General features: G+C 62.3%; 13 protein-coding genes. All 13 read left to right on the top strand.

Annotation, left to right across the window (positions count from 1 at the left end):
- The first annotated feature begins 18 nt into the window (after positions 1 to 18).
- The 13 genes from leuC (at position 19) to folC (ending at position 14,328) form a co-directional block, all read left to right on the top strand.
- Positions 19 to 1,425: a 3-isopropylmalate dehydratase large subunit gene (leuC, locus tag KIG99_RS05730; protein WP_226459270.1), complete on the top strand. Its 1,407-nt coding sequence runs from the start codon at positions 19 to 21 to the stop codon at positions 1,423 to 1,425.
- Between the two features lie 9 nt (positions 1,426 to 1,434).
- Positions 1,435 to 1,683 carry an entericidin EcnAB gene (locus KIG99_RS05725; RefSeq protein ID WP_226459269.1) on the top strand — a complete coding sequence of 83 codons (249 nt, stop codon included), beginning with the start codon at positions 1,435 to 1,437 and terminating at the stop codon, positions 1,681 to 1,683.
- Positions 1,683 to 2,321, top strand: coding sequence for a 3-isopropylmalate dehydratase small subunit (leuD, locus tag KIG99_RS05720; protein WP_226459268.1), 639 nt, complete (start codon positions 1,683 to 1,685; stop codon positions 2,319 to 2,321). The genes KIG99_RS05725 and leuD overlap by 1 nt, the downstream gene beginning before the upstream one ends.
- Positions 2,322 to 2,333: 12 nt before the next feature.
- Positions 2,334 to 3,389, top strand: a complete 1,056-nt coding sequence (leuB, locus tag KIG99_RS05715; RefSeq protein ID WP_226459267.1) for a 3-isopropylmalate dehydrogenase — start codon at positions 2,334 to 2,336, stop codon at positions 3,387 to 3,389.
- A 51-nt stretch (positions 3,390 to 3,440) separates the two neighbouring features.
- Positions 3,441 to 4,574 (top strand): aspartate-semialdehyde dehydrogenase, encoded by a 1,134-nt coding sequence (asd, locus tag KIG99_RS05710; protein WP_226459266.1) that lies wholly within the window; start codon positions 3,441 to 3,443, stop codon positions 4,572 to 4,574.
- A gap of 152 nt (positions 4,575 to 4,726) precedes the next feature.
- Positions 4,727 to 7,870, top strand: coding sequence for a FimV/HubP family polar landmark protein (locus tag KIG99_RS05705; protein WP_455431252.1), 3,144 nt, complete (start codon positions 4,727 to 4,729; stop codon positions 7,868 to 7,870).
- 61 nt (positions 7,871 to 7,931) lie between these two features.
- Complete coding sequence (locus tag KIG99_RS05700; RefSeq protein WP_226459264.1) at positions 7,932 to 8,525, top strand: hypothetical protein; 594 nt, start codon at positions 7,932 to 7,934, stop codon at positions 8,523 to 8,525.
- Positions 8,522 to 9,310 carry a tRNA pseudouridine(38-40) synthase TruA gene (gene truA / locus KIG99_RS05695; protein WP_226459263.1) on the top strand — a complete coding sequence of 263 codons (789 nt, stop codon included), beginning with the start codon at positions 8,522 to 8,524 and terminating at the stop codon, positions 9,308 to 9,310. Before KIG99_RS05700 ends, truA begins: the two co-directional genes overlap by 4 nt.
- Positions 9,307 to 9,945: a phosphoribosylanthranilate isomerase gene (locus tag KIG99_RS05690; RefSeq protein WP_226459262.1), complete on the top strand. Its 639-nt coding sequence runs from the start codon at positions 9,307 to 9,309 to the stop codon at positions 9,943 to 9,945. The genes truA and KIG99_RS05690 overlap by 4 nt, the downstream gene beginning before the upstream one ends.
- Before the next feature lie 118 nt (positions 9,946 to 10,063).
- Positions 10,064 to 11,269, top strand: a complete 1,206-nt coding sequence (gene trpB / locus KIG99_RS05685; protein WP_226459261.1) for a tryptophan synthase subunit beta — start codon at positions 10,064 to 10,066, stop codon at positions 11,267 to 11,269.
- Positions 11,270 to 11,271: 2 nt separating this feature from the next.
- Positions 11,272 to 12,078, top strand: coding sequence for a tryptophan synthase subunit alpha (gene trpA / locus KIG99_RS05680; RefSeq protein ID WP_226459260.1), 807 nt, complete (start codon positions 11,272 to 11,274; stop codon positions 12,076 to 12,078).
- The gene (gene accD, locus KIG99_RS05675; protein ID WP_226459259.1) at positions 12,075 to 12,944 is read left to right on the top strand and encodes an acetyl-CoA carboxylase, carboxyltransferase subunit beta; all 870 of its coding nucleotides are present in this window, start codon (positions 12,075 to 12,077) and stop codon (positions 12,942 to 12,944) included. The genes trpA and accD overlap by 4 nt, the downstream gene beginning before the upstream one ends.
- Before the next feature lie 76 nt (positions 12,945 to 13,020).
- A complete protein-coding gene (gene folC, locus KIG99_RS05670; protein WP_226459258.1) occupies positions 13,021 to 14,328 on the top strand; it encodes a bifunctional tetrahydrofolate synthase/dihydrofolate synthase in 1,308 nt (435 codons plus the stop codon).
- The last annotated feature ends 14 nt before the right edge of the window (positions 14,329 to 14,342 follow it).

Here is a 14,342-nt window from a genome sequence, read left to right as displayed (position 1 = left end):
GCCTCAATAAAGCACTCCATGTCGAAGACCCTTTACGACAAGCTCTGGGAGAACCATGTTGTCCATCAGGAAGCGGACGGCACGGCACTCCTTTATATTGATCGCCACCTGGTGCACGAAGTGACCAGTCCGCAGGCTTTTGAAGGCCTGCGCCTGGCCGGGCGCAAGCCGTGGCGCGTGTCGTCCATCGTGGCGACACCGGATCACAACACCCCGACCGATCACTGGGAAGAAGGCATCAAGGACCCGGTGTCGCGGCAGCAGGTTGAAACGCTCGACAGCAACATCCGTGCGGTCGGCGCCCTGGCTTATTTCCCGTTCAAGGATCAGCGCATGGGGATTCTCCATGTCGTCGGCCCGGAAAACGGCGCGACACTGCCCGGCATGACCGTCGTTTGCGGCGACTCGCATACCTCGACGCACGGCGCCTTCGCCTGTCTGGCACACGGTATCGGCACCTCGGAAGTCGAGCACGTGCTGGCCACGCAGTGCCTGGTCCAAAAGAAATCCAAAACCATGCTGGTTGCCGTCGAAGGCAAGCTTGGCAAGGGCGTCACCGCCAAGGATGTGGCGCTGGCCATCATCGGCACCATCGGCACGGCCGGCGGCACCGGCTACGCCATCGAGTTCGGCGGCAGCGCGATCCGCAGCCTGTCCATGGAAGGCCGCATGACGCTGTGCAACATGGCGATCGAGGGCGGCGCGCGCATGGGCTTCGTGGCGGTCGACGACACCACGATCAATTATTTGAAGGGCCGTCCGTTCTCGCCGCAGGGCGAAGTCTGGGAAAATGCCGTGGCTTACTGGCGCACCCTGCATTCCGACGCTGGCGCGCAGTTTGATCGCGTCGTCACCTTGCGTGCCGAAGACATCCGGCCACAGGTCACCTGGGGGACTTCGCCGGAAATGGTTGTCGCCATCGATGCCGTGGTTCCGGACCCCGCCAAGCAGACCGATCCGGTCAAGCGCGAAGGCATGGAGCGGGCGCTGCAATACATGGGCCTCAACCCGAACACGCCGATCCAGAACATCGCAGTCGACAAGGTCTTCATCGGTTCGTGCACCAATTCCCGCATTGAAGACCTGCGCGAAGCCGCTTCCGTCCTCAAGGGCCGGCATATTGCCGCCAACATCAAGCTGGCACTGGCTGTGCCGGGCTCCGGGCTGGTCAAGCGCCAGGCTGAGGAAGAGGGGCTGGACAAGGTTTTCGTCGCCGCCGGTTTCGAATGGCGCGAGCCGGGCTGTTCGATGTGTCTGGCGATGAACGCCGACCGTCTGGAGCCGGGTGAGCGTTGTGCCTCAACCTCCAATCGCAATTTCGAAGGTCGTCAGGGGCCGGGCGGGCGTACCCACCTGCTTAGCCCGGCGATGGCAGCAGCGGCGGCGATTGCCGGTCGTTTCGCCGACGTGCGGGAAGTGCTGTAAGGAGTTGTCATGCGCATTTTGCTGATTTCACTCGCGGTCTTTGGCCTGGTTGCCTGCAATACCGCTCAGGGTGTCAAAAAAGATGTCGCCATCGGTGCTGAAAAGACCGGTGAAGCACTGGAAAAAGGGGGCGAGGCTGTCGGCCACGCCTTGAACAAGACAGGTGAAGTCGTCGGCGGCGCCATGCACAAGGGCGGTGAGGCCGTGGGTACGGCACTCAAGAAGTCCGGTGAAGCCGTACAGAAAGTGGTGGAGTAATGGATAAGTTCGTTCGTCTGGATGGTTTGGTGGCGCCGCTCGACCGCAATAATGTCGATACCGATGCGATCATCCCCAAGCAGTTCCTGAAGTCGATCAAGCGTTCCGGTTTCGGTCCGAATGCCTTCGACGAATGGCGTTACATGGATGTCGGCCAACCCGGGCAGGATAATTCGGGCCGTCCGAAGAACCCGAATTTCGTGCTCAACCAGCCGCGCTATCAGGGTGCGCAGGTTTTGCTGACGCGCGCCAACTTCGGCTGCGGCAGTTCGCGCGAACATGCGCCCTGGGCGTTGCTCGACTTCGGTTTCCAGGCGATCATCGCCGAGTCTTTCGCCGACATCTTCTTCAACAACTGCTTCAAGAACGGCATTCTGCCGATCGTGCTGCCGGCCGCTGAAATCGAGGCGCTGTTCCAGCAGGTCGAGGCGACGCCCGGCTACAAACTGGTGGTAGACCTGCAGGCGCAACTGGTGGTGCGTCCTGACGGTTATGGCATTCCGTTCGCGGTCGATGCCTTCCGCAAGGAATGCCTGCTCAACGGTTGGGACGATATCGGCCTGACCCTGCGTCATGCCGAAAAAATCCGCGAATTCGAAGAGAAGCGCCGTATCAACCAGCCCTGGCTGTTTGCGTAACAAGGAAAAGCGATGAAGATCTGTGTTCTGCCGGGTGACGGCATTGGTCCCGAAATTACGGCCGAGGCCGTGCGTGTTCTGAACTCCCTCGATCTCAAGTTCGAGATGGAAGAAGCCCTGCTGGGCGGGGGCGCGGTCGACGCGACTGGTAACCCCTATCCGGAAGCCACCCAGAAGCTGGCGCGTGAAGCCGATGCCGTGCTGCTCGGCGCGGTCGGCGGCCCGCAGTGGGATACGCTGCCGCGCGAAAAGCGTCCGGAGCGCGGCCTGCTCGGTATTCGCAAGGATCTGAACCTGTTCGCCAACCTGCGTCCGGCTATCCTTTACCCGGAACTGGCCAATGCCTCGACGCTCAAGCCGGAAGTCGTGGCCGGTCTGGATATCCTGATCGTGCGCGAGTTGACCGGTGACATCTATTTCGGCCAGCCGCGCGGCATCCGCGAGGAAAACGGCGAGCGCGTCGGTTTCAATACCATGGTCTACAGCGAGTCGGAAATCCGCCGCATCGGTCATGTCGCCTTCCAGTCTGCACAGAAGCGCAACCGCAAGCTCTGTTCGGTCGACAAGATGAACGTGCTCGAATGCACGCAACTCTGGCGCGACGTGATGATCGAAATCAGCAAGGAGTATCCGGACGTCGAACTCAGCCACATGCTGGTCGACAATGCCGCGATGCAACTGGTCAAGGCGCCGAAGCAGTTCGACGTGATGGTCACCGGCAACATGTTCGGCGACATCCTGTCCGACGAAGCCTCGATGCTGACCGGCTCGATCGGCATGCTGCCGTCCGCTTCGCTCGACGACAAGAACAAGGGTTTGTACGAGCCGTCGCACGGTTCGGCGCCGGACATCGCCGGCAAGGGCGTCGCCAATCCGCTGGCGACCATCCTGTCGGTCGCGATGATGTTGCGCTACACCTTCGGTCTCGAAGAGCAGGCCGTTCGTGTCGAGAATGCAGTCAAGAAGGTGCTCGCCCAGGGCTTCCGTACCGGCGACATCTATGAGCGCGGTACCAACAAGGTCGGCACCAGGGAAATGGGCGACGCGGTTCTTGCGGCGCTGGTGTAATACCAAAAGCGCCTCGGCGCGTTAAACAGGTTTGACTCGGAGAGTGATGACATGAAGAAGGTTGGTCTGGTCGGTTGGCGTGGCATGGTTGGTTCCGTGCTGATGCAGCGCATGGTTGAAGAGGGCGATTTCGCCCATATCGATCCGGTGTATTTCTCGACGTCTGCCGCTGGCGGCAAGGCGCCGGTATTCGGCGGCAAGGAGGCCTCGCTGCCCCTGCAGAATGCCTCCGATATCGAGGCCCTGAAGGTCTGCGAAATCATCATCACCTGCCAGGGTGGGGACTACACCAAGGAAGTCTTTCCCAAGTTGCGTGCTGCCGGCTGGAACGGCCACTGGATCGATGCGGCCTCGTCGCTGCGCATGGCTGACGACGCAGTGATCGTGCTCGACCCGGTCAACATGCACGTCATCAAGGATGCGCTGGCCAAGGGCGGCAACAACTGGATCGGCGGCAACTGCACGGTTTCGCTGATGCTGATGGGCCTCGGTGGCCTGTTCCAGAACGACCTGATCGAATGGGCGACGTCCATGACCTATCAGGCCGCCTCCGGCGCCGGTGCGCAGAACATGCGCGAGCTGATTTCCCAGATGGGTGCGATCCATTCGTCGGTTGCCGACCTGCTGGCCGATCCGGCTTCCGCCATTCTCGACATCGATCGCAAGGTCGCCGAAACCATTCGTTCCGATGCCTTCCCGAAGAAGAACTTCCGCAATACGCCGCTTGCCGGTTCGCTGATTCCGTGGATCGACGTGCCCTACGAAAACGGTCAGTCCAAGGAGGAATGGAAGGGCGGTGCCGAATGCAACAAGATCCTCGGCAAGCCGGCTTTCCGCACGGCGGGTTCGATCCCTATCGATGGTCTGTGCGTGCGCATCGGTGCGATGCGTTGCCACAGCCAGGCGCTGACCATCAAGCTCAAGAAGGATGTGCCGCTCGACGAGATCAGCGACATGCTCGCCAAGGCCAATCCATGGGCCAAGGTTGTGCCCAACGATCGCGAGATTTCCGAACGTGAACTGACGCCGGCTGCCGTCACCGGTACGCTGACCGTGCCGGTTGGTCGCCTGCACAAGATGGCGATGGGTCCGGAATACCTGGCTGCCTTCACCTGCGGCGACCAGCTGCTGTGGGGGGCTGCCGAGCCGCTGCGCCGCATGCTGCGCATCCTGCTCGACGCCTGATCTTGTTATGACATGCAAAACGGGGCTGCGGCCCCGTTTTTAACATGTTGGAATTATGTCTAAGGTCATGTTCTGAGAAGCAGGTTTAGCTTGCATTGCTAAGTCCATGATGTTAATTTGAAACTCCCAAATTCGATGCTCAGGGTTTCGCCGTGACCGAAACTAGCTGCTCCAAATTCAAGAAACGTGCGGTGGTACTTGCTGTCGCCTCATGTTTGTCCGTTGCTCCCTGGTTTGCCGAAGCGGCAGGCCTCGGAAAACTTACCGTTTTTTCCGGGCTGGGTCAGCCTCTGCGAGCGGAGCTCGAAATCGCCGCAAATCGCGATGAGCTGGCTGGCATGACGGCGCGACTGGCGTCGCCGGAATCCTTTTCCCAGGCGGGTGTCGATTACCCCCAGGCTTTGCGTGATCTGCGCTTTGTCGTCGAGAAACGCGGCAATGGTCAGCCCGTCATCAAGGTCTCCTCGTTGCGGCCGGTCAACGAACCTTTTCTCGATATGCTGGTTGAGCTGAACTGGCCCGCCGGACGTCTGGTCCGCGAATACACCTTCCTGCTCGACCCTCCCGAGATGCTCGCCAAGGGCGCGGTTGGCCCGGTTTCCGTGGCCGAGGCCAAAGTGATCGAAACCATTCCGGGGGGCAATGCGGCCCTGAATCGTGCGCCGACTCCGGTCAAGGCGCAGCCGCAGGTGCGGCAAGCGCCTGCAGCCAAACCGGTGGCCGAATCACGCAAGGCGGAGCCTGCGGATTCGCGCGTCGTCCAGTCGGGCGATACCTTGCGCAAGATCGCGTCCGAAACCAAATACGAGGGCGTGTCGCTTGAGCAAATGCTGGTTGGTCTGTTCCAGAATAATCCGGATGCATTCATCGGCAAGAACATCAATCGTCTGAAGGCTGGTGCCATTCTCGGGATCCCGGAAAAGAGCGCGGTCGAAGCGGTTTCGGATGCCGAAGCGAAAAAGGTCTATGTGACCCAGTCGACCGACTGGAATGCCTATCGCCAGAAACTGGCTGCAGCGACGGCCAAGGCGCCGGCGCGTGAAGAGTCCGCCAGTCAGCAGGGGGTAACGGGCAAGATTACCGCCAAGGTTGAAGACAAGGCCACGCCTGCCGAGCAAAGCAAGGATCAGGTCAAGGTTTCGCGTACCGAGCTGCCCGCCAAGGGCGCGGCAAACGGCAAGGCTGCTGCCAGCGAGGCTGATCTGATTGCCAAGGACAAGGCCCTGCAGGAAGCACAGGGTCGTCTGGCTTCGCTGGAAAAGAATGTTGGCGAGCTGCAAAAGCTGCTCGAGTTGAAGACCCAGAAGCTGGCCGAGTTGCAGCAGGCGGGCAGCAAGAAGGAAGAGGCCAAGCCGGCGGAGCCGGTCAAGGCAGTTGAGCCGCCCAAGCCGGTCGAGGTTGCCAAGCCGGTCGAGCCGGTCAAGGAAGAGGTCAAGCCGGTCGAGGTAGTCAAGCCTGCGGAAGAGGCCAAGCCGGAAGAAGCACCGAAGCCGGTTGCCGAAAAGCCGGTCGAAGCCCCCAAGCCGCCGGAGCCCAAGCCGGTTGTTGCGCCGGAACCCGAGCCGGAAGAGCCGGGCTTTATCGATGCACTGGCTGAAAACCCGCTGACTCTGGTTGGTGGCGGCGGTATCCTGGCCCTGCTGGCTGCCTACTTCCTGGCCAAGCGCCGGCGTCAGCCGGTTGTCTCGCCGGAAACCACGACGGCCCCTTCGCCGTCCAGCCTGGGCCCGAATTCGGTGTTCCGGATGACCGGCGGGCAGAGTATTGACACCGGTAACACCGCGCCGCAGACCGGCGATTTCAGCCAGACCGGGCCGGGTAGCATCGATACCGATGAGGTTGATCCGGTGGCCGAGGCCGATGTGTACATGGCCTATGGGCGCGATACCCAAGCTGAGGAAATCCTGCTCGAGGCCTTGCAGAAGGATCCGCAGCGCACGGCAATTCACGCCAAGCTGCTCGAAATCTACGCCAATCGCAAGAGCCTGAAACAGTTCGAAACGTTGGCGAGCGAGCTCTATGCCCAGACCGGCGGTGTTGGTCCGGAGTGGGAAAAGGTTTCCGAGTTGGGCGCCAGCCTCGATCCGGCCAATCCGCTTTATTCGGGTGGGCATGCCGCTGAGCCGTCTGCTTTTGATGCGGATGCAACGATGATCGTGACGCCGGAAGCACTGGCCCGCGATGTGCCGCCCGAGCTCGAATTGCCTGCTGTAATGGCGCTTGACGAGCCGGCCGATGAGCCTGTGCCGGATGCGCTGGTTCTCTCCGTTCCGGTTGTCGAGCCGCAGGCCGAGGTTGTCGCGGAAGAGGCTCAGCCGGATACGGTCGACGATGAAATGAGCCTTGATTTCGACATCGGTTTGCCGGTGGTTGAAACGGTTGGTGCAGCAACTCCGGAGGAGGTGCCGGTTGTGGCGGAAGCGCCGGTTTTCGAAGAGCCGTATGTCGATACCGTCGTGACCGGCGAGCCGAATGCTCTCGATTTTGATCTTGGGGCAGATGCCGCTGCGGCGGCCGAAACAGCCGCGGCAGCTGAGCCTGTCGTTGCTAACGAGCCGATGCTGGCCGAGGATGCCAATTTCGGTTTTGATCTCGGCGCAGAGCCGGCTACCGAAGAAATCGATGCGCAGGAAGTGGCTGATGCCAGTCCCGACTTTTCACCGGAAGGCACGATGGTGATGCCGTCCGGGATGGACGAGGATGCCGCAGTATCGACCTTTGTCGGTGTTGACGGTTCGCCGGCTGCATTCATGACTGAACCTCCAGAACCGGAACCGGTCGAGCCGCCGATGGCGGATTTCGCTTTCGACATCGGTTCGTCGGCGACGCAGACCATCGTCAATCCGATGATCGACGAGGAGCTGGCTGCTGCAGCGCAGGAGTTTGCGCAAAGTCCGGCCCGGATCGAAATCGATAATCCGGAATTGACCGCAACCACGGTGGGTTCGGATGCCGATTCGCTGGAATTCGACGTCAAGCTGACGGATTCGGTATTCCTTGGTCAGCCGATGATTCCGCCGGAGTTCGACATTGGCTCGATCGATCTCGATCTGTCGGCCGAACCGTCGCCGGCACCGCTTGAAGCCGCCGCGCCGGCAGCCGAGCTCGAGGCCGAGGAAGATGTTGCCAAGGACAGTCATTGGGAGCAGGTCAATACCAAGCTCGATCTGGCCAAGGCCTACGAGGAAATGGGCGATCTCGAAGGCGCGCGCGAATTGCTCCAGGAAGTGGTCGGCGAAGGTTCTGCTGATCTCGTTGAGCAGGCACGTGCGATTCTCGGCCGCATAGGCGAGTAAAATCACGGCTTGTGATCGGCACATGGCCCCGCAAGGGGCCATGTGCATTTTGGAGCCCGACTTGCATCCGACTACTGCCCTGATTGCCTGGCTGGCGGCCGTGCTGGCCACCCAGTTTCTCGCCTATGCCGGGCTCGCCTTGCTCGTGCTCGGCCTGATGCTGGCTCGCCCGACCCTGTGGCGTTCCTGGTTCGCCTACATCCGGCGCGGCCGCTGGCTGTTGCTCAGCCTGTGGCTGATCCTCGCCTACAACACGCCCGGCGAGGCGCTCGCCGATCTGCCTTGGGCGCCGACTTACGAAGGCATGGCCGAAGCCTCCCTGCAGGCGACGCGCCTGGTTGCCATGCTCGGCTGTCTGGCCTGGCTGTTCGAGCATCTCGGGCGGGACGGCCTGGTCAGCGCCTTGTGGGGACTGTTGCGGCCCTTGCAATGCTTCGGTTTCGATACGGCGCGCCTTGTCGTACGCCTGTCGCTGGTTCTGGAAAATCTGCAGGTCAGGCCGGAGAAGGGCGCCTGGAAGAAAATGCTGGCTGGCGACCCCGATTTCGCCGGCGGCCCCGCCGTGCTGCATCTGAGCCTGCCGCTCTGGGTGGCGCGCGATACGCTGCTGGTCCTCGCCAGTGCCGGCTTGTTGCTGGGGGCAATCCTGTCATGAGAATCGCCCTCGCCATCGAGTATTGCGGTACACATTTCCACGGCTGGCAGAGCCAGCCCTCCGGCAATACCGTGCAGGATGCGCTGGAGGCTGCGCTGGCGGCGATTGCCGGGCAGCCGGTCGGCGTCATCTGCGCCGGGCGGACCGATGCCGGCGTGCATGCGACGCACCAGGTCGTGCATTTCGATGCGCCGGTCGAGCGGCCGCTGAGCGCCTGGGTGCGCGGCGTCAATTCACATCTGCCGGCCGGTGTGGCGGTGCGCTGGGCGCAGTCGGTCGACGCCGAATTCCATGCCCGTTTCAGTGCGCGCGGCCGGCGTTACCGCTATTTGCTGATGAATCGGCCGCAGCGCCCCGGCCTGTGGCAGGGGCGGGTCGGCTGGTTCCATCTGCCGCTCGATCTGGCGGCGATGCAGGCGGCGGCCGGTCGACTGCTCGGCGAGCACGATTTCTCTGCCTTCCGTGCTGCCGGCTGCCAAGCCAAAACACCGGTCAAGACCTTGTGGCGTGCCGATGTGCAGCAGCAGGGCAATCTGCTGGTCTTCGATTTCGAGGCCAGCGCCTTTCTGCATCACATGGTGCGCAACCTGGTCGGTAGCCTGGTTTACATCGGCAAGGGGGCGCAGCCGGCAGAATGGATGGACGAATTGCTGCAGGCGCGCGACCGCACTGCGGCGGCGCCAACCTTCTCGCCGGATGGGCTGTATTTCCGCGGCCCGATCTACGAGGCGCACTGGCAATTGCCCGATCCGCAAGACGATTTTCTCGATGGCATGCTCAAATGACTAAAACCCGCATCAAGATCTGCGGCCTGACCCGCGAAGAGGATGTCGACGCCGCCGTGACGGCCGGTGCCGACGCGATCGGTTTCGTCTTCTATCCGCCCAGCCCGCGCTACGTGACGCCGGCGCGTGCCGCTGAACTGGTTCGGCGCATTCCGCCCTTCGTTGATGTGGTTGGTTTGTTCGTCAATGAGGCGCCGGAAAGCGTGGAGGAGGTGTGCCGTCAGGTGCCGATCAACCTGCTGCAGTTCCACGGCGACGAGGATCCCGCCTATTGCCGCCAGTTCGCCCGCCCCTATCTGCGCGCGGCGCGGGTGAGGCCGGGGCTCGATCTGGTAGAATTCGCCGGCGCGTTTCCCGAGAGTCGCGGTTTATTGCTCGATGCCTTCGTTGAAGGCTATGGCGGTGGCGGTCATGTTTTCGACTGGACGCTGATTCCGCCGGGCTTGCCGGGCTTTTTGCTGCTTTCGGGCGGGTTGACCGCTGCGAATGTCGGCGATGCCGTGCGCCGGGTGCGCCCGGCAGCGGTCGACGTCTCGTCGGGCGTGGAAATGGGCAAGGGCATCAAGGATCACGCGAAAATCGCTGCCTTCGTCGCCGCGGTGCGCGCGGCCGATCAGGCAGTCAGCGAAGGATAGGAATATGCGGGAATCGGCGGGTGGCATCACCCGAACCTGTTGGCGGCATCACCTGGCAAATCATCCCTGAAGACGGACGATTCGTCCTTTTTCGTCCAATTTTTCCAGGAGTCTTGCCATGTCCCATACCCCGTACAATTTTCCCGACGCGCGCGGCCATTTCGGCCCTTACGGCGGCGTCTTCGTTGCCGAAACGCTGTTTGGCGCCCTCGATGAACTGAAGGCAGCCTACGCTGCGGCGCAGGCCGATCCGGCCTTCCGTGCCGAATACGAATACGAACTCAAGCACTTCGTCGGCCGGCCGTCGCCGATCTATCACGCCAAGCGCTGGTCCGACCTGCTGGGTGGCGCGCAGATTTATCTCAAGCGCGAAGACCTCAATCACACCGGTGCCCACAAGGTGAACAACTGCATCGGCCAGGCCATGCTCGCCAAGCGCATGGGCAAGCCGCGCGTCATCGCCGAAACCGGCGCCGGCCAGCACGGCGTCGCGACGGCCACGGTCGCTGCCCGCTACGGCATGGAATGCGTGGTGTACATGGGCAGTGAGGATGTGCGTCGCCAGGCGGCCAACGTCTATCGCATGAAGCTGCTCGGCGCCACCGTGGTGCCGGTCGAATCCGGCTCGAAGACGCTCAAGGATGCGCTCAACGAAGCGATGCGCGACTGGGTGACCAACATCCACAACACCTTCTACATCATCGGCACGGTCGCCGGTCCGCACCCCTACCCGATGCTGGTGCGCGACTTCCAGAAGGTGATCGGCGAAGAATGCCTGGTGCAGATGCCGGAAATGGCCGGGCGCCAGCCGGATGCGGTGATTGCCGCGGTCGGTGGCGGTTCCAACGCGATGGGCATCTTCTACCCGTACATCAATGAAGAAAACGTCCGCCTGATCGGCGTCGAAGCCGCCGGTGACGGCGTCGAAACCGGTCGTCACGCGGCTTCTCTGACCGCCGGCGTGCCCGGCGTGCTGCACGGCAACCGCACCTACCTGCTGCAGGACGAGGATGGCCAGATCATCGAGACGCATTCGATCTCGGCCGGTCTGGATTACCCCGGCGTCGGGCCGGAGCATGCCTGGCTCAAGGATCTCGGTCGCGCCGAGTATGTCCCGATCAACGATGCCGAAGCGCTCGCCGCCTTCCACAACCTGTGTCGCCTCGAAGGCATCATCCCGGCGCTCGAGTCGAGCCACGCCCTGGCCTACGCTGCCAAGCTGGCGCCGACGCTGCCGAAAGACAAGATTCTGCTGGTCAACCTCTCCGGTCGGGGTGACAAGGACATGCATACCGTGGCCGAAAAATCCGGGATCCAGTTCTGATCATGTCGCGCATCCAACAAGCTTTCGAACGCCTCAATGGCGAAGGCCGCAAGGCACTGATTCCCTTCATCACGGCCGGCGACCCCGATGTCGCGCTGACCCTGCCGCTGCTGCACACGCTGGTCGAAGCCGGCGCCGACGTCATCGAACTCGGCGTGCCCTTCTCCGACCCGATGGCCGACGGTCCGACCATCCAGCGCGCTTCCGAGCGCGCCCTGGCCAAGGGCATGACGCTGCGCAAGGTGCTGCAACTGGTCATCGACTTTCGTCAGACCGATGCGAAAACGCCGATCGTGCTGATGGGCTACGCCAATCCGATCGAGGCGATGGGCCTGGAAAAGTTCGCTTTGGCGGCGTCGACCGCTGGCGTCGACGGCGTGCTGGTCGTCGATTACCCGCCGGAAGAGGCGGCCGGTTTTGGCGCCGCGATGAAAGCCCATGGCATGGATCCGATCTTCCTGCTGGCGCCGACCTCGAGTGTCGAACGCATCGAACAGGTGGCTGAAATTGCCTCCGGCTATGTCTATTACGTGTCGCTGGCCGGCGTGACCGGTTCCGGCGCCCTGAATGTCGAGGCGGTGGCTGAACGCCTGCCGCTGATCCGCGAAAAGACCGGCCTGCCGGTCGGCGTCGGTTTCGGCATTCGTGACGCAGCGACGGCGGCCCGCATTGCCGGCATTGCCGACGCGGTTGTCGTCGGCAGCCGGATCATTGAAGAAATTGAAAAATCGACGGCAGAAACTGCCTGCGCCAACGTCAAGGCGTTGGTGGCAGACATTCGCCGTGGTGTAGACGAGGTGAAATCATGAGTTGGCTAGACAAACTGCTGCCCCCGAAAATCAAACGCGAGCAAGGTACCCAGCGCCGCGGCGCGTTGCCGGAAGGCCTGTGGAGCAAGTGCCCGTCCTGCGAGGCGGTGCTTTACGCCACCGACCTGGAGAAGAATCTGCAGGTTTGCCCGAAGTGCGGTCACCACAACCGCATCAACGCGCGCGATCGTCTCGATCTGCTGCTCGATCCGGAAGGCCGCTTCGAGATCGGTGCCGAAGTCGTACCGGTCGACACCCTGAAATTCAAGGATTCCAAAAAGTATCCGGATCGTCTGATGGATGCCAATGAGGCGACCGGCGAGACCGATTCGCTGGTGGTCCTGCAGGGCGCCATCAAGAACATGCCGGTGGTCGGTGCAGCTTTCGAGTTCGACTTCATGGGCGGCTCGATGGGGTCCGTGCTCGGCGAGCGCTTCGTGCGCGGCGTCAATGCCGCCATCGAGCAAAAGGCGGCATTCATCTGCATTACTGCGTCCGGCGGTGCGCGCATGCAGGAAGGCCTGTTCTCGCTGATGCAGATGGCCAAGTCGACCGCTTCGCTGACCAAGCTGTCGCAAGCCGGTCTGCCTTTCATCTCCATCCTGACCGATCCGACCATGGGCGGCGTCTCCGCTTCCTTCGCCTTCGTCGGCGATGTGGTGATTGCCGAACCGAAGGCGCTGATCGGTTTTGCCGGGCCGCGCGTCATCGAGCAGACGGTGCGCGAAAAACTGCCGGAAGGCTTCCAGCGTTCCGAGTTCATCCTCGAAAAGGGCGCCATCGACATGATTGTCGACCGCCGCGAAATGCGCGACCAGGTTGCCCGCGTCCTGGCCCTGTTGCAGAAGCTGCCCGCAGCCGCCTGATGGCTGCGAGTCGCTGGTTCTTTGTCCTTGGCTGCAGGCCAAGGACAAGCAGCTGGCGACTAATGACTGATTACAAATGACTAAAAACGACTGGCTGGCCCATCTTGAAGGCCTGCATCCCAAGGGGCAGGCCGGCATCGTGCTGGGCCTCGACCGCATTCGCCTGGTCAAGGATGCGCTCGGCCAGACGCAGCATTGTCCGGTCATTATCGTGGGTGGCACCAATGGCAAGGGCTCGACCTGCGCCTACCTGGAAAACATCATCGATCGCGCCGGCTACAAGGTCGGCTGTTATACCTCGCCGCACCTGCTCGATTACAACGAGCGGATTCGCCTGAATGGCCAGTCGGTTGATGATATCGCGCTGTGTGCTGCCTTCGCGCGGGTTGAAGCGGCGCGTCAGCAGGCCGGCGATGTCGCGCTGACCTATTTCGAATTCGGTACGCTGGCCGCCTGGGAAGTCTTTGCCGCGGCCGGTGTCGAGGCGGCGATTCTCGAAGTCGGCCTGGGCGGGCGCCTCGATGCGGTCAACGCCTACGAACCGGATATTTCCATTGTCACCACCGTGGCGCTCGATCATACCGACTGGCTGGGCAATGACCGGGAAAGCATCGGCTTCGAGAAGGCCGGCATCTATCGCGCCGGCAAGCCGGCTTTTTGTGCCGACCCGAATCCGCCGCACAGCCTGCTCGATCGCGCAGCGGCCATCGGCGCCGACTTGCGCCTGATCGGGCGCGATTTCGGTTTCGAGCGACCACCTGCGGAAAGCAATGAAAACCGCCTGCAATGGCGCTGGTGGTGCCGTTCCGGCGAGCGCATCCTGAAGCGGGCACTGGCTTACCCCGGCTTGCGCGGCCCGACCCAACTGTTCAACGCCAGTGTCGTGCTGGCCGCACTCGAAGCGCTCGGCGACAAGTTGCCGGTGACCATGCAGGCGATCCGGCCCGGCCTGATCGAAACCGAACTGGCTGGCCGCTTCCAGGTGTTGCCCGGCAAGCCGGCCATCGTGCTCGATGTCGGGCACAATCCGCAGGCGGTCAAGGTGCTGGCTGACAATCTGTCGGGGATGGGATTCTTCGCCAATACGCACGCGGTCGTCGGCATGCTCAACGACAAGGATATTGCCGGTGCGCTGGCGCCGCTCAAGGACAAGGTCGATTTCTGGCATGCCGCGACGTTGACCGGTCCGCGCGGTACGACGGCCGAAGCGCTAGGCGCCCTGATTGCCGCGGCCGGCCTGGGCGGCGAGGTGATTTGCCACCCTTCGCCGGAGGCGGCAATGCAGGCGGCCAAGGGGCAAGCCGGCGAAAGTGATAGAATCCTCGCCTTTGGATCGTTCTACACGGTTGCCGGAGCCCTTCTGGTGCTGCGTAAAAAGCCCTAGGTCATGGAAGATAA

It is taken from the genome of Quatrionicoccus australiensis, from assembly GCF_020510425.1.
Taxonomy (GTDB): domain Bacteria; phylum Pseudomonadota; class Gammaproteobacteria; order Burkholderiales; family Rhodocyclaceae; genus Azonexus; species Azonexus australiensis_A.
This window is presented reverse-complemented; position numbering and strand designations above follow the sequence as displayed.